20 protein-coding genes are annotated in these 20,188 nt (G+C 72.0%); 11 read left to right on the top strand and 9 right to left on the bottom strand.

Annotated features, from left to right (window positions below; all coding sequences use genetic code 11):
* Nucleotides 1-227 precede the first annotated feature (227 nt).
* The 6 genes from CHC11_RS29595 to CHC11_RS29570 all read left to right on the top strand — a co-directional run bounded on the left by CHC11_RS29595 (nucleotide 228) and on the right by CHC11_RS29570 (nucleotide 5,744).
* Nucleotides 228-1,607: an extracellular solute-binding protein gene (locus CHC11_RS29595; protein ID WP_089315133.1), complete on the top strand. Its 1,380-nt coding sequence runs from the start codon at nucleotides 228-230 to the stop codon at nucleotides 1,605-1,607.
* A gap of 79 nt (nucleotides 1,608-1,686) precedes the next feature.
* Nucleotides 1,687-2,631 (top strand): carbohydrate ABC transporter permease, encoded by a 945-nt coding sequence (locus CHC11_RS29590; RefSeq protein WP_089315132.1) that lies wholly within the window; start codon nucleotides 1,687-1,689, stop codon nucleotides 2,629-2,631.
* Complete coding sequence (locus tag CHC11_RS29585; protein WP_089315131.1) at nucleotides 2,631-3,461, top strand: carbohydrate ABC transporter permease; 831 nt, start codon at nucleotides 2,631-2,633, stop codon at nucleotides 3,459-3,461. Before CHC11_RS29590 ends, CHC11_RS29585 begins: the two co-directional genes overlap by 1 nt.
* A 10-nt stretch (nucleotides 3,462-3,471) precedes the next feature.
* Nucleotides 3,472-4,788: an ABC transporter ATP-binding protein gene (locus tag CHC11_RS29580; RefSeq protein ID WP_089315130.1), complete on the top strand. Its 1,317-nt coding sequence runs from the start codon at nucleotides 3,472-3,474 to the stop codon at nucleotides 4,786-4,788.
* A 4-nt stretch (nucleotides 4,789-4,792) separates the two neighbouring features.
* The gene (locus CHC11_RS29575) at nucleotides 4,793-4,999 is read left to right on the top strand and encodes a hypothetical protein (RefSeq protein WP_089315129.1); all 207 of its coding nucleotides are present in this window, start codon (nucleotides 4,793-4,795) and stop codon (nucleotides 4,997-4,999) included.
* A 58-nt stretch (nucleotides 5,000-5,057) separates the two neighbouring features.
* Nucleotides 5,058-5,744, top strand: a complete 687-nt coding sequence (locus tag CHC11_RS29570; RefSeq protein WP_218826303.1) for a class I SAM-dependent methyltransferase — start codon at nucleotides 5,058-5,060, stop codon at nucleotides 5,742-5,744.
* Nucleotides 5,745-5,786: 42 nt separating this feature from the next.
* Here the strand turns inward: CHC11_RS29570 and CHC11_RS29565 are convergent, their stop codons facing one another.
* Complete coding sequence (locus CHC11_RS29565) at nucleotides 5,787-6,740, bottom strand: helix-turn-helix domain-containing protein (RefSeq protein WP_089315127.1); 954 nt, start codon at nucleotides 6,738-6,740, stop codon at nucleotides 5,787-5,789.
* Between the two features lie 328 nt (nucleotides 6,741-7,068).
* Here CHC11_RS29565 and CHC11_RS29560 point away from each other — a divergent pair, with 328 nt between their 5' ends.
* Nucleotides 7,069-7,650, top strand: coding sequence for a hypothetical protein (locus CHC11_RS29560; RefSeq protein WP_089315126.1), 582 nt, complete (start codon nucleotides 7,069-7,071; stop codon nucleotides 7,648-7,650).
* Between the two features lie 90 nt (nucleotides 7,651-7,740).
* Here CHC11_RS29560 and CHC11_RS29555 read toward each other — a convergent pair whose 3' ends face one another.
* The 3 genes from CHC11_RS29555 to CHC11_RS29545 all read right to left on the bottom strand — a co-directional run bounded on the left by CHC11_RS29555 (nucleotide 7,741) and on the right by CHC11_RS29545 (nucleotide 9,147).
* On the bottom strand, nucleotides 7,741-7,935 hold the full coding sequence (locus CHC11_RS29555) for a hypothetical protein (RefSeq protein WP_089315125.1): 195 nt from the start codon (nucleotides 7,933-7,935) through the stop codon (nucleotides 7,741-7,743).
* A gap of 125 nt (nucleotides 7,936-8,060) precedes the next feature.
* Entirely contained in the window at nucleotides 8,061-8,612 is a 552-nt protein-coding gene (locus CHC11_RS29550; RefSeq protein WP_089315124.1) for a GNAT family N-acetyltransferase, read from the bottom strand.
* 31 nt (nucleotides 8,613-8,643) lie between these two features.
* Nucleotides 8,644-9,147: a nuclear transport factor 2 family protein gene (locus CHC11_RS29545; protein WP_089315123.1), complete on the bottom strand. Its 504-nt coding sequence runs from the start codon at nucleotides 9,145-9,147 to the stop codon at nucleotides 8,644-8,646.
* A gap of 123 nt (nucleotides 9,148-9,270) precedes the next feature.
* Between CHC11_RS29545 and CHC11_RS29540 the strand changes: the two genes are divergently transcribed.
* Nucleotides 9,271-10,236, top strand: coding sequence for an alpha/beta fold hydrolase (locus CHC11_RS29540; protein WP_089315122.1), 966 nt, complete (start codon nucleotides 9,271-9,273; stop codon nucleotides 10,234-10,236).
* Nucleotide 10,237: 1 nt separating this feature from the next.
* Here the strand turns inward: CHC11_RS29540 and fahA are convergent, their stop codons facing one another.
* The 4 genes from fahA to CHC11_RS29520 form a co-directional block, all read right to left on the bottom strand.
* Nucleotides 10,238-11,410 (bottom strand): fumarylacetoacetase, encoded by a 1,173-nt coding sequence (fahA, locus tag CHC11_RS29535; protein ID WP_089315121.1) that lies wholly within the window; start codon nucleotides 11,408-11,410, stop codon nucleotides 10,238-10,240.
* Nucleotides 11,407-12,273, bottom strand: a complete 867-nt coding sequence (locus CHC11_RS29530; RefSeq protein WP_089315238.1) for a hypothetical protein — start codon at nucleotides 12,271-12,273, stop codon at nucleotides 11,407-11,409. Before CHC11_RS29530 ends, fahA begins: the two co-directional genes overlap by 4 nt.
* Nucleotides 12,270-13,475 carry a homogentisate 1,2-dioxygenase gene (locus CHC11_RS29525; RefSeq protein WP_089315120.1) on the bottom strand — a complete coding sequence of 402 codons (1,206 nt, stop codon included), beginning with the start codon at nucleotides 13,473-13,475 and terminating at the stop codon, nucleotides 12,270-12,272. The genes CHC11_RS29530 and CHC11_RS29525 overlap by 4 nt, the downstream gene beginning before the upstream one ends.
* 82 nt (nucleotides 13,476-13,557) lie before the next feature.
* Entirely contained in the window at nucleotides 13,558-14,091 is a 534-nt protein-coding gene (locus tag CHC11_RS29520) for a MarR family winged helix-turn-helix transcriptional regulator (RefSeq protein WP_089315119.1), read from the bottom strand.
* A gap of 191 nt (nucleotides 14,092-14,282) precedes the next feature.
* Here CHC11_RS29520 and CHC11_RS29515 point away from each other — a divergent pair, with 191 nt between their 5' ends.
* The gene (locus CHC11_RS29515) at nucleotides 14,283-16,016 is read left to right on the top strand and encodes a pyruvate dehydrogenase (RefSeq protein ID WP_089315118.1); all 1,734 of its coding nucleotides are present in this window, start codon (nucleotides 14,283-14,285) and stop codon (nucleotides 16,014-16,016) included.
* Between the two features lie 75 nt (nucleotides 16,017-16,091).
* Here CHC11_RS29515 and CHC11_RS29510 read toward each other — a convergent pair whose 3' ends face one another.
* The gene (locus tag CHC11_RS29510; protein ID WP_089315117.1) at nucleotides 16,092-16,676 is read right to left on the bottom strand and encodes a TetR/AcrR family transcriptional regulator; all 585 of its coding nucleotides are present in this window, start codon (nucleotides 16,674-16,676) and stop codon (nucleotides 16,092-16,094) included.
* A 149-nt stretch (nucleotides 16,677-16,825) separates the two neighbouring features.
* Between CHC11_RS29510 and CHC11_RS29505 the strand changes: the two genes are divergently transcribed.
* Nucleotides 16,826-18,427, top strand: a complete 1,602-nt coding sequence (locus tag CHC11_RS29505; RefSeq protein WP_483860532.1) for an MDR family MFS transporter — start codon at nucleotides 16,826-16,828, stop codon at nucleotides 18,425-18,427.
* 96 nt (nucleotides 18,428-18,523) lie between these two features.
* Nucleotides 18,524-20,188 carry an AMP-binding protein gene (locus CHC11_RS29500; protein WP_089315116.1) on the top strand — a complete coding sequence of 555 codons (1,665 nt, stop codon included), beginning with the start codon at nucleotides 18,524-18,526 and terminating at the stop codon, nucleotides 20,186-20,188.

The following is a 20,188-nucleotide window of genomic DNA, read 5'->3' as shown; positions in this document are numbered from 1 at the left end:
AGGCGCGGAGGGCGGCGCGGGCCGGTCGGGGCCCGCGCTCCCTCCGCGCCTTCTTCACGCGCTGACCAGGATCTCCCTCGCACCCGGACCGAGGCCCCTCGCAGTCCGTCCGATCACGCTCCGCATCTCGACACTCACGGGATCCGATGGTCGAATGGGGGACCAGTCCCGCCCAGGGTGCGGCCCGGCGAAGTGCCCGCAGTCCGGTGGGACCTCCGGGAGGCCCCATGGGCGAGCGAGTCGATCGAACGGAGAGCGACCAGGCGGGACATGCCCGGCCCCGGGAGAGGGCGGCCGGGCGGCGCGGTCCCGCGGAGCGGGCGCGATCGGCATGGCTCAGGGGCGCGGTGGCGCTGGCGCTGCTGGCCGGCGGGCTGACGGCCTGCGGGGGCGGCGGCGGGACGCCGAAGCTCACCTGGTACGTCAATCCCGACAACGGCGGCCAGGCGGCCCTCGCGAAGTCCTGCACGCAGGCCGCGGGCGGCCGGTACCGGATCGAGACGTCCCCGCTGCCGAGCGACGCCACGCAGCAGCGCGAACAACTGATCAGACGGCTGGCCGCCAAGGACTCCGGGCTCGACCTCATGAGCCTGGACCCGGTCTTCGTCGCGGAGGCCGCCAACGCCGGGTTCCTGCGCCCGTTCACCAAGGGCGAGGCCGCGCCGCTGACCGACGGCGTGTTCGCCCCCGCGGTGCAGAGCTCGATGTGGGAGGGCAAGCTCTACGCGGCGCCCTTCTGGGCCAACACCCAGCTGCTGTGGTACCGCAAGTCGGTGGCGAAGAAGGCGGGCATCGATCCGAACGCGCCCGACTTCACCTGGGACGAGCTCATCGACGCCGCCGTCCGGACGAACACCGCGATCGGCGTCCAGGGCAACCGGTACGAGGGCTACATGGTGTGGATCAACGCTTTGATCGCCTCGACCGGGGGACGCGTCATCAGCGACGCCGAGAAGGGCGACGACGCGCGCATCGACATCGACTCGCCGGCCGGCGGGCGGGCGGCGTCGATCATCCGGAGGCTCGCCCGGTCCTCCGCCGCGAGCCCGACGCTGTCCACCGACATCGAGGAGCAGTCCCGGGCGACGATCAACGGCGCGCGCGGCGGCTTCCTGCTCAACTGGGGCTACGTCTGGCGGGCCGAGAAGGGGGACGCCGACGCGGGCTCCATCGGCAGGGACATCGTCGGCGACCTCGGCTGGGCCCGCTACCCGCGGGTCGACCCGCGGCAGCCGAGCAGGCCGCCGTTCGGAGGCATCGAGATCGGTGTCGGCGCCTACGGCAGGCACAAGGACCTGGCCGTGGAGGCGACACGGTGCATCACCTCGCCGGCCGGCATGAAGCGGTACATGCTCGACGAGGGCAACGTCGCCGCCCGCCCGGCGATCTTCGATGATCCCGACATCCTCAAGGAGTTCCCGATGGCCCCGCTGATGCGGGACTCCATCGCCGCGGCCGCGCCCCGTCCGGCCACCCCCTACTACGCCGACCTGTCCGGCGCCGTCCAGAACCGCTGGCATCCGCCCGCGTCGGTGAATCCCGCGACGACGCCGCGCCGGTCCGCGGAGTTCGCCCGGGCCGTCCTCGGCGACCAGGCGCTGCTGTGAGGCCCGGCGCTGCTGAGAGGCAGGTACCGCTGTGAGGCAGGTACCGCTGTGAGGAAGGCTCGGAAAGGAAGGTGTCCGGATGACGTCCGCAGAAACGGCACCGAAGATCAACCGGACTGACGGTGCTCCCGCCCGCGCGGAGATCTCCGACCGCGGCCGCGCCGAGCGCAGGCTCGGGCTGCTGCTCTCGCTGCCCGCCGTGGTGGTGATGCTGCTGGTCACCGCGTACCCGCTGGTCAACGCCGTCTACGAGTCGCTGTACAGCTACCGCATCACCGCGCCCGAGGACCGGCACTTCGTCGGGCTCGGCAACTACGCGACCGCGCTGTCGGACGCCCTGTTCTGGCAGACGGTGCTCACCACCCTGGTCATCACGGTGGCGACGGTGGGGGTGGAGCTGGTCATCGGGTTCGCGCTCGCGATGGTGATGCACCGGGCCGTCTTCGGGCGGCGGACGGTGCGGACCGCGATCCTGCTGCCCTACGGGATCGTCACGGTCATCTCGGCGTTCGCGTGGAAGTACGCGTTCGACGTCCAGTCGGGGTTCGTCAACTCCTGGTTCGGGCTCGGCGACTTCGCCTGGTTCTCCGACCGCTGGGCGGCGCTGTTCGTGATCATCCTGTCGGAGATCTGGAAGACGACCCCGTTCGTGTCGCTGCTGCTGCTCGCCGGGCTGGCGCAGGTGCCGGCCGACCTCGGCGAGGCCGCGACGGTGGACGGCGCGACGGCGTGGCAGCGCCTCAGAAGGGTCACGATCCCCAACATGAAGGCCGCGATCCTCGTCGCGGTGCTGTTCCGGACGCTGGACGCGTGGCGGATCTTCGACAACGTGTTCGTCATGACGTCCGGCCAGGAGAAGACCCAGGTTCTGTCGTTCCTGACCTACCAGCAGATCATCACCCGGACCGAGCTCGGCCTCGGCAACGCGGTCGGGGTGCTGCTGTTCCTGTCGGTGGTGCTGATCGCCGCCGTGTTCATCAAGGGGTTCCGGGTGGACCTGTCCCAGGTGCGAGGTGATCGCTGATGGAGTCGGCGCGCTCGAAGTCGCTGTGGATCGTCGCCTCGCTGCTCATCCTGGTGTGGACGGCCTTCCCGGTCGTGTGGATCGTGATGCTGTCGTTCAAGCAGCCCAGCGAGGTCGGCAACGTCCAGGGCTTCTTCCCGAAGACCTGGACGTGGGACAACTACGAGACGGTCTTCAAGACCGACCTGTTCACCTCGGCGCTGATCAACTCGATCGGCATCTCGCTGATCGCCACGTTCGTCGGGGTGGTGTTCGCGACGCTGGTGGCCTACGCCATCGCGCGGCTGGAGTTCCCCGGCAAGCGGCTGATCCTGTCGTTCGCGCTCGCCATCGCGATGTTCCCCGTGGTGTCGCTGGTCGGGCCGCTGTTCGACCTGTGGCGCAACATCGGCCTGTACGACACCTGGCCGGGCCTGATCATCCCCTACATCTCGTTCGCGCTGCCGCTCGCGATCTGGACGCTGTCGGCGTTCTTCCGCGAGATCCCCTGGGAGATGGAGCAGGCCGCGCAGGTGGACGGGGCCACCACCTGGCAGGCGTTCCGCAAGGTGATCGTCCCGCTGGCGGCGCCGGGCGTGTTCACCGCCGCGATCCTGACCTTCTTCTTCTGCTGGAACGACTTCGTCTTCGGGATCTCGCTGACCTCCACCGACCGGGCCCGGCCCGTCCCGGCGGCGCTGGCGTTCTTCACCGGGGAGTCCTACTTCGAGCAGCCCACCACCGCCATCTGCGCCGCCGCCGTCGTCGTCACGGTCCCGGTCGTGGTCATCGTCCTGGCGTTCCAGCGCCGCATCGTGGCCGGGCTGACGTCCGGCGCCGTCAAAGGCTGAGGGGGAGACCATGGCCGCCATCACCATGAGGAACATCGTCAAGCGGTACGGCGACGGTTTCCCGGCCGTGAACGACGTGTCCCTGGACGTGCGGGACGGCGAGTTCATGATCCTGGTCGGGCCGTCCGGCTGCGGCAAGTCCACGCTGCTGCGGATGGTCGTCGGGCTGGAGGACATCACCTCCGGCGAGATGCTCATCGGCGACCGGGTCGTCAACAAGATCGCGCCGCGGCGGCGGAACCTGTCGATGGTGTTCCAGAACTACGCGCTCTACCCGCACCTCAGCGTGTACGAGAACATCGCCTTCCCGCTCCGCCTCGCCAAGGTCGCCGACGACGAGGTGCGGCGGCGCGTGACGGAGACCGCCGAGCTGCTGGAGCTGACCGAGCACCTGGACCGCAAGCCCGCGAACCTGTCCGGCGGGCAGCGGCAGCGGGTCGCGATGGGACGCGCGATCGTCCGGCAGGCGGACGCGTTCCTGTTCGACGAGCCGCTGTCGAACCTGGACGCCAAGCTGCGCGGGCAGATGCGCACCGAGATCTCCCGGCTCCAGCGGCGCCTCGGCGTCACCACCGTGTACGTCACGCACGACCAGACGGAGGCGATGACGCTCGGCGACCGGGTCGCGGTGCTGCGCAGGGGCGTCCTGCAGCAGGTCGGGAGCCCGCGCGAGCTGTACGAGGAGCCGGTCAACCTGTTCGTCGCCGGGTTTATCGGGTCGCCGTCGATGAACTTCCTGCCCGCCTCCGTGACACCGGCCGCGCCGGACCGCTCCGGCGACGGCGTGCTCCTGGAGACGCCGCTCGGGCGGTTCGAGCTGCGCGACGCGCGCAAGGCCGCCGCGATCGGCGACCGGTCGGTCGTGCTCGTCGGGATCCGCCCGGAGCACTTCGAGGACGCCTCGCTCGTCGGCGGGGAGAAGCAGGCGCGCGGCAGCCTCGTGCGGGTCCGGGTGGACGTGACCGAATGGCTGGGCAACGAGCAGTACGCCTACATCCCGTACGAGGCGCCCGAGGACCTCGCCGCCCGGCTGCGCGACCTGTCCCGGGAGCTCGACGGCGACCAGCTGCGGACCCAGGCGGTCGTGGCCCTGGACGCGGCCAGCGTGATCGCGCCCGGCCGCGAGGCCGAGCTGTGGATCGACACGGCGCGGGCGCACCTGTTCGACCCGGCCACCGGCGAGAACCTGACCCGCGACGAGGAGCGCGTCGCGCAGCTCGACCGGCTCGCCGAGGAGTCGCGCGCCGCCCACCGGGAGGCGCGGAGGGAGGCCCTGGGCGAGCCGTCCGCCGAAGCCGCGGGCAGGACGTCCGCGACGAAACCCTGAGCCGATGCATGTCGTCTTCACCCCGCCAGGGGAGTCGTCGGCCGGCGGGCTGGACCTGCCGTGGTCCGAGCCGCACGACTCCCGGGACGGCGAGCGGTTCGTGGAGATCGGGCGGCCGGGCCTGTCCCGGCACGCGGCTCGGTCGGTGGCCGGACCCGGCCACCGCCGCCGCATCCTCACCTCCCTCCCGTCGGAGGTTCCCAGGACCTGACAGAGGCCGGTCTTTCCCCATGACACGAACGGTTGATCTCTCTGGCACGATCGGAGGCATGTACGAGCGCTTCGCCCACGAGTACGCCACCCATGCCGAGGACAGCTCCTACAACGCCCACTACGACCGTCCCGCCGTGCTCGGCCTCGCGGGGGACGTGGCCGGCCTCACCGTCTTCGACGCCGCGTGCGGTCCCGGCCTCTACGCGCGGGAGCTGCTGGACCGCGGCGCCCGCGTCGTCGGCTGCGACGTCAGCCCCACCTTCGTCGACATGGCCCGAGAACGCACCGGAGGGCGCGCCGACCTGCGCGTCCATGACCTGTCCACGCCGGTGGCCTGGATGCCGGACGCCTCCGTCGACCTGGTGCTGCTCGCGCTGGCCCTGCACTATTTCGACGACCGGGTCGCGCTGCTGAGGGAGTTCCGCCGCATCCTGGCCCCGGGCGGCGCGCTCGTCCTCTCGACGGAGCACCCGATGGCGGGGTGGCTGCGCCTGGGCGGCTCCTACTTCCTCGAAGAGCCGGTGGAGGAGTCGCTGAGCCCCGAACGGGACTGGCCGATCCGGGCGTGGCGGCGCCCCCTGACGGCGATCTGCGCCGAGTTCCGCGCGGCCGGGTTCCTGATCGAGGAGCTCCTGGAGCCGCGTCCCGCCGCCGAGATGGCCGACCGCTACCCCGAAGACCACGCCAAGCTGGAGCAGGCTCCCGCCTTCGTGGCCTTCCGCCTGGTCCCGGCCCGCTCCTGACTCCTCGCGTCCCGTCGCACCGATGCGCGGCGGGGCGGCGGGTCAGCCGACCGGATCGTCCTGGACGTTGTAGGGGCGGCAGCCGTGATGGTCGGCGCCGGATGCGAGGCCGTCGCTGCGGACCAGGTGGTCGGTGCCGTAGCCGCGGCGCTGCTGGTAGGCCCAGTAGGCGCGGCGGGCGGGGCCCGTCCACCGCTCGAAGACCAGCACCTCGCGCACGCGGGCTCCGCCGCTGGCCTTGATCACGAGATCGCCGGGCAGCAGCGACGCCATCGGGACCCGGCGGCAGTAGGACGCCTCGAGCAGCGCCGAGTTGGGGCCGGGCTTCGGCAGCCCGAGCGCCATGGACGCATACCCCGAGCCGTCGGTCCGGTAGCCCTGGTAGCCGGCGTTCTGGTCGTAGGGCACCCGCCGGGCGCCGTGCGGATGCCAGGACCGGGCCCGGGCCAGGACGGCGTCGCGGCTGATCGTTCTGACGGGCCGCCGGGCCGTCTCGGACGGCCGGGCGCCCGCGTCCCCGGCCACCGGCGGCGTCTGCAGCGCCGCGCCCAAAGCCACCCCGGCGCTCCCGGCGACGAGCGTGCAACCGGCGACGGCGCCGAGGAGGAGCAGCCGGCGGGAGCGCGGCCGCCCGGCCCGTGACCCCGCGTGCGCGGGCTCGCTGGGCCCGAGGCCGGTGACGGGCTCGGACGGGGTCGCCGCCTCCACCGAGGACGGGGCCGAGCGCCGGGCCTCGTCCGCCACCTCCCACAGGACGGCGAGGCGGCGCGCGTCCGCGCCGCACAGGTCCGCGAGCGAGGTGACGGCGTCGGCCGGGATCCACGTCTCCCCGCCGAGCCAGCGGCTCCAGGACGAGCGGCTCGCATGCGTCCTGCGCTCCAGGGTGCGCAGATCGAGCCCGGATCCCTCCTTCAGGGCGCGCAGTTCGGTGAGCAGGATCCGCACCGCCTCGGGCAGGCCGTCGGGCAGCGGAGTCGGCGGTCGTCTTCGGCTCATTGCTTGCCTCCCTCGGGCAGGGCTGGCCATTATGCCCAGTTCCCTCTGCGCCGGTAAGCGAACCGAAGCTTGATCACCCAGCGTTCCTGAATAGGCACCACATGTGATCGCCGTGCGCATTCCGCGCTGTCTCACTGTCCCGCGTCAGCCCCTACGGGGACGACGTTCTCGCAGGTCGAGAGCGGCTCGCGCGTCCCGGTGTCCCAACCTTTCCGAAGGGCCTGCCGAATGGCACGTGGTGATCCCTATCGTGTGCCGGGTCGATCGACACCCCCCAACTCGGCGCCCGACGGGGCGCAATTCCCGCACAATTCACGGAGGATTACCAATGGTTTCCCCTCGGACCGTTCTCCTCGGCGTCAGCTCGCTGGCGCTGGCCGGCGGAACCGCCTTCGGACTGTACGGCGTGTCCACCCCCGCCGCGCACCCGGCGCCGGCGCAGGGCGTCCAGCTCCAGGCGGCGGACGCCAAGGTCGCGGTCGCGGCCGTCCCGAAGGTCACCCGGGCCCAGGTGATCACCCGGGCCAAGACCTGGCACCCGCACACCAGCAGCCGCGTCCCCTACAGCCAGTCGAAGACCCACGGCGGCTACCGCACCGACTGCTCCGGCTACGCGTCCATGACGCTGCGCCTGCCCAAGTCCGGCCCCAACACCGTCGGCCTGGCCTCCTCCACCTACAGCAAGCGGATCTCGATGTCGCAGCTGAAGAAGGGCGACCTCGTCATCGACGCGATCGGGAGCAACACCACCCGGCACGTCGTCATCTTCGAGAAGTGGACCAGCAGCAAGCACACCGCCTACTGGGCGTACGAGCAGCGCGGCGGCTACGGCACCGACCACCGCACCCGCACGTACGGGCTGTCCAGCGGCAGCCAGTACAAGGCCTACCGGCCGAAGAACATCACCTGACCTGACCCTGCTCGCCGCGGAGCTCCCCCGCGAAGCGCCCGGCCGGACCCCTCCCGGCCGGGCGCTTCGCCGTGCGCCCGTTGCGCCGGGCTATGCGGCCGTCTCGGCGATCTCCCAGCGCCCCACCTCGCGGTAGTCCGAGTCGTAGACGGCGGACCCGTCCCCCGGCTTCAACGCGTAGTGCCGGACGTTCCCGCCCCAGTAGCGCAGGATCCGCCCCAACTCGGCGACGGCGTCCTCGGCGACGGCGCCCTCACTCAGGTCCACTTCAAGAACGAACTTCACGCGCCCGCCTCCCAACGATCGACGCCTTCAAGTGTGTCATTGAAGCTCCCAGTGAGGCTTTGGCCGCCAAAGCGCTGACCGGCACTCGGAAACCCTCAACCGGCGATGCGTTCTGCCCGTGGGCGTCAGCGGAGCTTCTTCACCAGCAGCTCGAACTCCAGGTCGTCGCGCCTGGGCAGGCCGAAGCGCTCGTCGCCGTAGGGGAACGGGCTCGTCTCGCCGGTCCGGGCGTAGCCGCGCCGGACGTACCAGGCGATCAGTTCCTCGCGCAGGCTGATCACCGTCATGTGCATCTCGGCCGCGCCCCACTGCTCGCGCGCCCGCCACTCGGCCTCGGCGAGGACCCGGCGGCCGAGCCCGCCGCCCTGCTGGGACGGGTCGACGGCGAACATGCCGAAGTAGGCGTGGCCGCCGCGGTCCTCCAGCTGGCAGCAGGCCATCGGCGCGCCGTCCAGCTCGGCCACCAGCATCACCGCGCGCGGGTCGTGCACCACGGCCGCGACGGCGTCCGGGTCGGTGCGCCGGCCGTCGAGGAGGTCGGCCTCGGTCGTCCATCCGGCGCGGCTGGAGTCCCCGCGGTAGGCGCTCTCCACGAGCGCGACGAGGGCCGGGACGTCGTCCGCCGTGGCCGTCCGGAATATCGGTTCCATGCTGCTCACCAGGTTCGTGCCGCTCATCAGGTGCGACTCTAGCCGGGCCGCGCGGCTCCTAGCCGGTCGCCTGGTCGACGCGGCAGCCGGGGCCGAGTGGACGGGTGATCGTCCAGTGGCGGCGGAAGTGGCATCTCGCCATCTTCCAGCGGCCGTCCTCGACCACGTACTCGTCGTCGTACTCGCCGGTGCTCACCGACTCGGTGCCGTCCTCCAGGTTCACCTGGCGGAACTTGAGCGTCCAGCGTCCCGAGGCGCGCGTCCCGTCGTGCACGGTGATGTCCGGATGCGTCGCGTGGTGCATGTCGAGGATGACGTTCCTGCCGTCGACCTTCCGGAGCGCGATCGACTCGAAGACCCTGGCCATGCCCTCCGCATCGTCGAACGCGCCCAGCCGGCCGTAGTCGATCGAGGCGCCCGAGGTGATGAAGCAGGCCCGGAACCCCTCCGGGTCCTTGGCGTCGCAGGCCCGCAGGTAGCGGTGCTTGAGCGCCTTGATCTCCTCGATGGCCTCCAGCCGGGCGACGCGCGCGGCGAGGTCGGGACTCGGGGGGTGCGACATGGTGGCCCGACCCTGGCCGACGGGACGGCCGCCCGTCCACCCGCCGTCCCGGTGACCGGGAGATCGGCGCGCCGTGCCGCGCGCGAGGCTTCAGGATCGGTCCTACCGGAGGGAGGGCCCGGCATGAGCTTCCGCGAACGTCGCCACATGCTGGACGCGGGCGACGTCACCCTTCATGTGGTCGAGCAGGGCGACGGCCTCCCCGTGGTGATGTGCCATGGCTTCCCGGGCCTCTGGTACAGCTGGCGGCGGCAGCTCCCGGCGCTGGCCGAGGCGGGATACCGGGCCATCGCCCTCGACATGAGGGGATACGGGCGCAGCAGCCGCCCGCCTTCGCCGCACGCCTACGACCGGCGGCACACCGTCGCCGACCTCGTCGGCGTCCTGGACGCCCTGGGCATCGACCAGGCCGTCTTCGCGGGCCACGACTTCGGGGCCGCTGTCGTCTGGGATCTGCCTCAATGGGCTCCTGGGCGGGTCAAGGCACTGATGCAGCTGAGCGTGCCGCGCATGCCCGTCTCGAAGCGCCCGCCCACCGAGCTCTATGCACGGATGGCCGAACAGCACTTCGTCCATGTGCACTACTTCCAGGAGGAGGGGCCCGCGGACGAGGAGTTGGGGGCCGATCCGGAGCGCTTCCTGGCGAACGTCTTCTGGGCGCTCAGCGGCGGCTACCGGTACCTCGACATCTGGCAGCACCCGAGCGAAGGCAACGGATACCTCGACGTGCTCCCCGAAGCCCCGCCCCTGCCATGGCCGTGGTTGTCACAGGACGAGTTCGCCTTCTACACCGACGAGTTCCGCCGGACGGGCTTCACCGGTGGCCTCAACTGGTACCGGGCCTACGACCACGTCTGGAACGAGAAGCAGAGCCGCCCGGACGAGCCCGTCACCGTTCCCACGTTGTTCCTCGTCGGCGAGCGTGACCCCGTCCTCCAGATGATGGGTTCCGACGCCCTCAGGCAGATGGAGGTCCACGTCCCGGGCCTACGCAATGTCCACGTCATCGAGGGCGCCGGTCACTTCGTCCAGATGGAGGCGGCCGGCGAGGTCAACGAGGCGATGCTCGCCTTCCTCGCCGGCCTGTGACCTACCGCCGGCGGGCGGGGAGCACCCGGCCGGTCACCTCTCCGAACCCGATGCGGGTACCGGAGGGGCCGGGGGCCGAGGCGGTGATCGAGACCTCGTCGCCGTCCTCCAGGAAGGTGCGCGGCTCGCCGTCGACCGTCACGGGCTCCGTGCCGCCCCACGTGAGCTCGATGAAGGCGCCGCGCTGGTCCTTGGCCGGGCCCGAGACCGTCCCGGAGGCGAACAGGTCGCCGGTGCGGGAAGAGGCGCCGTTCACCGTCATGTGCGCGAGCATCTGGGCGGGCGACCAGTACATCTCCCGGTAGGGCGGGCGGGAGACGACCTGCCCGTTCCAGGAGACGGCGAGATCGAGGTCCAGGCCCCACGGGTTCTTCTCGCGCAGGTAGGGCAGCGGCTCGGGGTCCTGCGGCGGCGTGGCGACGCGGGCGGCCTCCAGGGCGAGGAGCGGGACGACCCAGTGGGACACCGACGTCGCGAAGCTCTTTCCCAGGAACGGGCCGAGCGGGACGTACTCCCACGCCTGGATGTCGCGGGCCGACCAGTCGTTGACCAGGACGACGCCGAACACGCGCTCGTCGAAGTCGTCCGCGCTCACCGGGTCGCCCAGCGCCGAGCCGGTGCCGACCACGAAGCCGACCTCGGCCTCGATGTCCAGGCGGCGGCTCTCCCCGAAGGCGGGCGCGGTCTCGCCCTTGCGCTGCCCGCTCGGGCGCACGATCGGCGTCCCGGACGGGACGACCGTCCCGGCGCGGCCGTGGTACCCGACCGGCAGGTGCTTCCAGTTCGGCATGAGGGGCTCGGAGCCGGGCCGGAACAGCCGGCCGAGGTTGGACGCGTGGTGCTCGGAGGCGTAGAAGTCCACGTAGTCGGCGACCTCGAACGGCATGTGCAGGGTCACCGCGTCGAGGAGGTGGACGGCCTCGTCCGGGACGTCCTCGGAGACCAGGTCCAGGACCTGCTCGCGGACCTCGACCCAGCGCGCGTGGCCCTCGGCCATGAACGGGTTCAGCGAGGGCGCGGCGAAGACGCCGTCGCCGAGGCAGGCGGCGAGGTCCACGACGGAGTCGGCCACGCGGACGCCCACGCGGGGCGCCGTGCCCGGGGTCGAGAAAACGCCGTAGGGGAGGTTGGCGAGCCCGAAGAGGGAGTCCTCGGGGATCGCGACGCGGGTCATCGGGTGGTCTCCAGGAGTGCGGACCCGAGCAGCCCGAGGTCCGCGAGTTCGGTCAGGGGGTCGGTGATGCTGCACGTCCCGAACGACAGGAACCGGGCGCGGGCCGCGGCCGTGCGCGCCTCGCCGAGCCGCGCCACGCGGGCGGCGACCGACGGCGCGTCGCGGTCGGCCAGGACGGCGGCGAGCTCGGCGTCCGGGCGGCCGTCCAGGGCGGCGTCGGTCGCGAGCAGCAGGTTCAGGAAGCCGTGCTGGTGGAACCCGGTCTCCGGGTCGGTGTTCCGGACGGGGTGGTGCAGCCCCGCCGTCGCCTTGAACGGCACGCCGGCGGCCACGACCGCCGTGACGGCGGCGGCCAGTTCGTCCGGGCCCGGGTACAGGTGGGCCTTCACCCCGCCGGTGCGGAACTTCGCGCGGTCGCCGCGCGCGGCGACCGCCTCGATGAACGCGGGCCGCCGCTCGTCGCGGGGGATCTCGACGTACACGGGCACGCCGGGGCGGCCGAGCACGCGGAAGAACTCCTCCGGGCCCATGGCGGGCGGGACGGCGACCTCCAGCCCGTGCACCTCGACGGGCAGGTCGGCGGCGACGCCCACCGCCTTCGCGGCCTCGCACGGGCCGTTCGGCGCGGTGATCGACACGTCGAGCGGCTCGCCGCCGAGCAGCGGGTACAGGGCGTCGAGCGCGGTCGCGGGCAGCACGAGCGGGCCGACGAGGCCGGCGTAGGCGGCGGCGCGGTGGCCGCGGTGCGCCGGGACGGCGCCGGCGAGCGGCGCGAGCCCCGGCGGGAAGACGGCGGCGTCGTCGCACAGGCCCATCGCGAACCGGGGGATCGTCAGCGGGGGGACCGCGAACCGGGGGGTCATCGCCGCCCCGCCCACGTCCAGGCGTACGCCTCGTCCTCGCAGGCCAGGCCGCCCTCGCCCAGTTCGAGCGGGCGGAAGGTGTCGACCATGACCGCCAGTTCGTCGAAGAACTCGACGCCGATGCTGCGCTCGTACGCGCCGGGCTGCGGGCCGTGCGCGAGGCCGCCCGGGTGCACCGAGACCGAGCCCTGCCCGATGCCGGAGCCCTTGCGCGCCTCGTAGTCGCCGCCGCAGTAGAACATGATCTCGTCGGAGTCCACGTTCGAGTGGTAGTAGGGCACCGGGATCGACAGCGGGTGGTAGTCCACCTTGCGCGGCACGAAGTTGCAGACCACGAAGCCCGGGCCCTCGAACACCTGGTGGACGGGCGGCGGCTGGTGGACGCGGCCGGTGATCGGCTCGAAGTCGTGGACGCTGAACGTGAACGGGTACAGGCAGCCGTCCCAGCCGACGACGTCGAACGGGTGGCGCGCGTAGGTCAGGCGGGTGCCGGCGATGCCGCGCGACGTGCGGTGCTTGACGAGGACCTCGACGTCCGCGCCGTCGGCCTGGAGGGGCTCGGCGGGGGCGTGCAGGTCCCGCTCGCAGTACGGGGCGCTCTCCAGGAACTGGCCGTAGCGCGACAGGTAGCGCTTCGGCGGCGCGACGTGACCGGCGGCCTCGATCGCGTACGCGCGCAGCGGCTGGTCGCCGGTGGGCAGCCACCGGTGCGTGGTCGAGGCCGGGATGACGACGTAGTCGCCCTGCTCCGCCCGCACCGTCCCGAAGATCGTCTCGACCGTGGCGGTGCCGGACTCGATGTAGACGATCTCGTCGCCGGTCGCGTTGCGGTACAGCGGCGAGTCGGCGGCGGACACGACGTAGGAGAGCCGGACGTCGCCGTTGCCGAGGACGACCCTGCGGCCGGTGACGACGTCGGTCTCGGACCACGTCTCCTTGGGGAACAGCTCGTGCAGCTTGAGATGGCGCGGCCGCAGCGGATGGTTGGGCGTCGTGGTCTGGTCGGGGACGTCCCAGACCCGCGAGTCGACGATCGCGGACGGGATCTCCCGGTGGTACAGCAGCGACGAGTCGGAGGAGAAGCCCTCCTCGCCCATCAGCTCCTCGAAGTGAAGCCGCTCCTCGCCGTCCCCGCGGCCGATGTGACGGTGCTGGGTGTGGCGTTTCGGCGGCACGTGGCCGACCCGGCGGTAGTGGGCCATGCTCCCTCGCCTCCGATGGTTAACGCATTAACTATTTTCTGCCGACCCTACGGCTGTTCTCCCTCCGGGGGGAAGGCCCTAATCAGCTCCGCTCGCGGACGTCGAAGGAGCCGCGCCCCGCCATGAGCTTGTCCAGCAGCATGATGAGCATCCGCTGCTCGGTCTCGGTGAGCACGTCCGCCCACTGCCGCTCGCGCTCGTTCTGCCCGGCGAAGATCTCCAGCATGGCGTCCTGCCCCCGCTCGGTCAGCGCGAGGATCACCGACCGGCCGTCCCGCTCGCCCGGGGTGCGCACGAGCATCCCGTTCGCGACGAGCGTCTTGCTCAGGTTGGAGACGGCGGCCCTGCTCATCCCGGCCAGCGCGGCGGCCCGGCCCGGCTCCAGGGGACCGGCGAGCCAGGTCACGAACAGCAGCCGGAACGCCGACCAGGAGTGGCCGCGCGGCCGGTGCACCGTGGACTCCAGGTCGTAGGTGACGATCGCCGACGCCCGGTTCAGGGTCAGCAGCAGCCGCGTCGCCAGCCGGTGCCGGAACCCGAACTCCGCCGAGAGCCGCCGTCCCGCCAGATCGACGAACGACCAGAAGTCCGGCTCCGGTTCGCCGTCCGTGCTCATCTGTGCGTGCTCATCTGTGCGTGTTCATCTGTGCGTGCTCATCCGCTCGCCGTCCCATCGATCTAGTTCATGGATTGACTATTTAACCCCCGTGGGGCGCGGGTGTCAGCCGTCAAGCGGTGTCAGCCGTAAGCCAGGGGGCATTGCCGAAGCGGAGGGAAGTGCCGGGGGACTCAGCGGGGGAGAGGCGAATGGCGACCGTCGCCGACCAGTTCATCGAGGTGCTGCGGCAGGCCGGCGTCCGGCGGATCTACGGGGTGGTGGGCGACAGCCTCAACCCGGTCGTGGACGCCGTGCGGCGGACGCGCGGGATCGACTGGGTGCACGTCCGCAACGAGGAGGCGGGCGCGTTCGCGGCGGCGGCCGAGGCGCAGACGACGGGACGGCTCGCCGTGTGCGCGGGCAGCTGCGGCCCCGGCAACACCCACCTCATCCAGGGCCTTTACGACGCGCACCGGTCGGGCGCGCCGGTGCTGGCGCTGGCGTCGCAGATCCCGAGCGTGCAGATCGGCAGCGGCTACTTCCAGGAGACCCACCCCGAGCGGCTCTTCGTCGACTGCAGCCACTTCTGCGAGCCGATCGTCACCCCGGAGCAGATGCCGCGCCTCCTGCGGACCGCGATCCAGCACGCGATCGGGCTCGGTGGCGTCTCCGTGCTGACGCTTCCCGGCGACGTCGCGGGCAGTGACGCCGCGGCCCCCACCGGCGAGCATGACTTCCTCGTCCGCAAGGGCATCGTCCGTCCCCCGTCCGACCAGGTGGAGCAGCTCGCCGGCGCGCTCAACCGGGCGCGGAAGGTGATGCTGTTCTGCGGATACGGTGTCCGGGACGCCCACGCCGAGGTGATCGAGCTGGCGCACCGGGTGCTCTCGCCGGTCGGCCACGCGCTGCGCGGCAAGGAGTGGATCCAGTACGACAACCCGTTCGACGTGGGGATGAGCGGCCTGCTCGGCTACGGCGCCTGCTACGAGGCGATGCAGGACGCCGATCTCGTCCTCCTGCTCGGCACCGACTTCCCCTACGACCCGTTCCTGCCGGGCAAGAACACCGTCCAGGTGGACGACGACCCGTCGAAGCCGGGCCGCCGGACCCCGCTCGACCTCGCGGTCCACGGGGACGTCGGGGAGACGATCCGGCTCGTCCTGGACAAGGTCGAGCAGAAGCACGACCGCTCCTATCTCGACGAGATGCTGCAGCGCCACACGCGGGCGCTGGAGAACGTGGTCTCCGCCTACACCCGCGACATCGACCGGCACATCCCGATCCACCCCGAGTACGTCGCCGGCGTCCTGGACGACCTCGCCGACGACGACGCGATCTTCACCGTGGACACCGGGATGTGCAACGTCTGGGCCGCCCGCTACATCACCCCGAACGGGCGCCGCCGCGTGATGGGCTCGTTCGTCCACGGCTCCATGGCCAACGCGCTCCCGCACGCCATCGGCGCCCAGTTCGGCGCGCCCGGACGCCAGGTCGTCTCGATCTCCGGCGACGGCGGTCTCGGCATGCTGCTCGGCGAGCTGCTCACGGTGCGGCTGCACCGCGTCCCCGTGAAGATCATTCTGTTCGACAACGCGTCGCTCGGCATGGTGAAGCTGGAGATGATGGTGGACGGCCTGCCGTCCTACGAGACCGACCACGAGCCCGTCGACTACGCCGCGATCGCCGAGGCGGCCGGCATCGAGTCGGCGCGGGTGGAGCGCCCGTCCGACGTGCGCACCGTGATGGAGCGGGCGCTCGCCGCGCCCGGCCCCTACCTGGTGGACGTCGTGACCGACCCGAACGCGCTGTCCCTCCCGCCGCGCATCACGGCGCAGCAGGTGAAGGGCTTCGCGCTGTCGGCCGGCAAGACCGTCCTCACCGGCGGCGTCGGCAAGATGCTCGACCTGGCCCGCAGCAACCTGCGCAACATCCCCCGCCCCTGACACGTCGGCTCCCGGGGTTCGGGTCGATCATTCGGGACTTCAAGGTCTTCGATCGGCCGTCCGCCGTGGCCGGGCTCAGCGGAACTCGCGGGCCATCTCGGTGAGGGTCTCGGCCGCGACCTCGGCGAGGGGGCGGACGGGCTGCTCCTCGATCCAGGTCAGGGACGCGATGCGCAGCGCGGTCATGAAGGCGCCGGCCATGACGCGGGCGCGCAGGTGCGGGAGGCCGTCGCGGGAGGCGATCAGGTCGGCGAGGGCGCGCTCGAACTCGGCGTAGGTGGCGAGCTGCCGCCCGAGGACGGACGGGTGCTTGCGGGCGAGGCGCGTCTGCGCGGCCCATTGGGGGTCCAGTTCGCCGGCCTCCGCGTGCAGCGCGTCCAGCGAGGCGCGCAGCGCCGTCCAGGACGACTCGCCGGGCGGGCGGGACGCGAAGGTCTCCAGCACGGCGTTCATCCGCTGCTCGTCGCCGTAGAGGAGGGCGTCCTCCTTGCCGGCGAAGTAGTTGGAGAAGGTGCGGCGGGACACGCCCGCCGCGTCGGCGATGGCCTCGACGGTGATCTCGTCCAGGCCGTGCTCGACGGCGAGGCGCACCGCGGCCTCGTGCAGCGCGCGGCGCGTCGCCTCCTTCTTGCGCTCGCGCAGCCCGCCGGTGGTCTCCATGGTCGCCCCAGCCTAGCGGGCAAAAAGATGCCCAACGCGAAAATTTGCGCAGTGGGAATAAAGTTGGCGGGACGGAAGTTGATCCCCTCGTTCCCACTTCACCCGGAGAGGCCCACCCCACCGTGGCCCACTTCAGCCGGAGGCGTTCCTTGACCGAGCAGGTCCCCGCGAGATCGGTCCCGATGTCGCACCGCCAGATCCTCGAAGCGCTCAGCGGCCTGCTGCTGGTGCTGTTCGTGGCGATGCTGAGCAGCACCGTCGTGTCCACCGCTCTGCCGCAGATCATCGGTGCGCTCAAGGGCAGCCAGTCGCAGTACACCTGGGTCGTCACCGCGACGCTGCTCGTGTCGACCGCCAGCACCCCGATCTGGGGCAAGCTGGCCGACCTCTACGACAAGAAGATGCTGCTCCAGGCGGGCGTCGGCATCTTCGTGCTGGCGTCGGTGGCGTCCGGGTTCGCGCAGAGCACCGCGCAGCTCATCGCGTTCCGCGCGGTGCAGGGCCTCGGCGTCGGCGCGCTGCAGATCCTCGTCCAGATCATCATGGCGGCGATGATCAGCCCGCGCGACCGGGGCCGCTACTACGGCTACCTCGGCGGCGTGATGGCCGTCGCCACGGTCGGCGGGCCGCTGCTCGGCGGGCTCATCGTCGACTCCGCGCTCGGCTGGCGCTGGTGCTTCTTCATCGGCGTGCCGTTCGCGGTCGTGGCCTTCGGGCTGCTGCAGAAGACCCTGCGCCTCCCGCACGTCCGGCGGCCGAACGTCAGGATCGACTACGTGGGCGCGACGCTCATCGCCGCCGGCGTCAGCGTGCTGCTGATCTGGGTCACCTTCGTCGGCGAGAACTTCGCCTGGCTGTCGTGGCAGACGGCCGCGATGGCCGGCTCCGGCGTCGTGCTGCTCGCCGCGGCCGTGTGGGTCGAGTCCCGCGCGGCGGAGCCGATCGTCCCGCTGGACATCGTGGCGCGCCGCAACACCGCGCTCGCGATCACCGCCAGCCTCGCCGTCGGCATGGCGATGTTCGGCGGCGCCGTCTTCCTCGGCCAGTACTTCCAGATCGGGCGCGGCTACAGCCCGACCAAGGCGGGCCTGCTCACGTTCCCGATGATGCTCGGCGTGTTCGGCGCGTCCACCGTCGCCGGGCGCCTCGCGTCCAAGACCGGCAAGGTCAAGCCCTACATCCTCATCGGGACGATCGTGCTGACCGCCGGGTTCGGCCTGCTGGCCACCATCGACCACCAGACCTCGCTCGTCTTCATCGGCGCCGCGATGTTCCTGGTCGGCGCCGGGGTCGGCATGACGATGCAGAACCTCGTCCTCGTCGTGCAGAACTCGGTGCACCTGCACGAGGTCGGCGCCGCGAGCGGGACGGTCACGTTCTTCCGCTCCCTCGGCGGGACGGTCGGCGTCTCGGTGCTCGGCGCCGTCCTGGCGAACCAGGTCGCGAGCCGGATCGCCGACGGGCTGCGCGAGCTCGGGGTGAACCCGGGCGCGGGCGGGGGCGACGCGGGCACCCTCGACATCCGCGCGCTGCCCGCCCCCGTCCAGGAGATCGTCCGGGCCGCCTACGGCGACGCCACCGGCCACATCTTCCTGATCTCCGCGGCGATCGCGATCGTCGGCATCCTCGCGGCGGCGTTCCTCAAGCCGGTGACCCTGCGCGACAGCCTCGACCTCGCAGGCTCGTCGGAACCCGCGAAGCAGGACGTCCCCGTGCCCGCCGCGGAGGGCCGCACGTTGTCAGGCTCCTGACAAAAGCCCGGCCGAAGAGCTGGGCCGAGTCAGAAGAGGACCAGAGCCTCCGTCCGTACGGTCGATACCCCCAACCCCGTACCCCGGAGGCGGTAGATGAGCGGACGATCGCAGTTCGGGCCCCGCGCGGTGCCGGCCAGGCGGGCGAGGCCGGCCAGACGGACGGTGTCGGCCGGGTGGGCGGTGTCGGCCGTGCGGGCGGGCGGGATGTTCGCCCGCAGCGGCCTGTGGCGGCCCGGACCGCCGCTGAAGGTCGCCCGCCAGCTCGGCGCCCTGCACCGCTGGGGCACCCTGCTCGGCGGGACGCTCGCCTCCGCCGCCGCCCGCGACCCCGGCGCCGTCGCGATCGTCGACGACGACGGGGAGCTGACCTACGGCGAGGTCGACGCCCGCACCGACCGTCTCGCCGCCGCCCTGTCCCGCCCCGGTTCCGGCTCCGGCGCCGCGCCGCGCGTCGCCGTCCTGTGCCGCAACCACCGGGGCATGGTCGAGGCGCTCGTCGCGTGCAGCAAGCGCGGCTCCGACCTCGTCCTGCTCAACACCGGGATGAGCACCGAGCAGCTCGTGACCGTCCTGCGGCAGCAGGAGGTCGAGGTGGTGATCGCCGACGCGGAGTTCGCCGGCTTCATCGCGGCCGTGCCGAAGACCGTGCGGGTGGTCACCGCGGGCGGGACGGGCTCGGAGCTGGAGAACCTCATCGTCACGGCCCCCGCCGCACCGATCGGCCCCCCGCGGAGGGCGGGCCGGACGATCGTGCTCAGCTCCGGCACGACCGGCCGCCCCAAGGGCGCCGACCGGCACTCGCGCCCCGGGCTGTCGCCGCTGACGTCGATCCTGTCCCGCATCCCCTGCCGGGTGCACGAGCGGATGTTCATCGAGGCGCCGCTGTTCCACACCTGGGGCTACGCGATGCTCCAGATCGCGGTCTCGCTGCGCGCCACGATCGTCCTGCGGGCCCGCTTCGACCCCGAGCAGACGCTCCGCACGATCGACCGGACCCGCGCGACCGCGCTGGTCGCCGTCCCGGTCATGCTGCAACGCGTCCTGGACCTCCCGGAGGCCGCGCGCCGCGAGCACGACACGTCCTCCCTGCGGATCGCGGCCGTCAGCGGCTCGGCGCTGCCCGCGACGCTCGCCACCGCCTTCATGGACGAATTCGGCGACGTCCTCTACAACCTGTACGGGTCGACGGAGGCGTCCTGGGTGACGATCGCGACGCCCGCCGACCTGCGCGCCTGCCCCGACACCGCGGGCACGGCGCCGCCGGGGACGCGGGTCGCGGTCCTGGACGAGGAGGGCGCCCCCGTCCCGCCCGGCACCACGGGCCTGATCTTCGCCGCGAACGAGCTGCCGTTCGCCGGCTACACCAGCGGCGACACCAAGGAGATGCGCGACGGCCTGATGAGCCTCGGCGACGTCGGCCACCTCGACGAGCACGGCCGGCTCTTCGTGCACGGCCGCGGCGACGACATGATCGTCTCGGGCGGGGAGAACGTCTTCCCCGGCGCGATCGAGGAGGTGCTGGAGAAGCTGCCGCAGGTGCGGGAGGTCGCCGTGACCGGCGTCCCGGACGAGGAGTTCGGCCGGCGCGCCGCCGCGTTCGTCGTCCTGCGCGAGGGCGAGACCCTCGACGCGGACGCCGTCCGCGCCCACGTCCGCGACCATCTGGCCCGCTACGCGGTCCCGCGCGACGTCCACTTCCTGGACGCCCTGCCCCGCAACGCCACCGGCAAGGTCGTGCGCAGCGCCCTCCCCGCCTGA

Origin of the sequence: Actinomadura mexicana (genome assembly GCF_900188105.1) — a bacterium.
Lineage (GTDB): Bacteria > Actinomycetota > Actinomycetes > Streptosporangiales > Streptosporangiaceae > Spirillospora > Spirillospora mexicana.
This window is presented reverse-complemented; position numbering and strand designations above follow the sequence as displayed.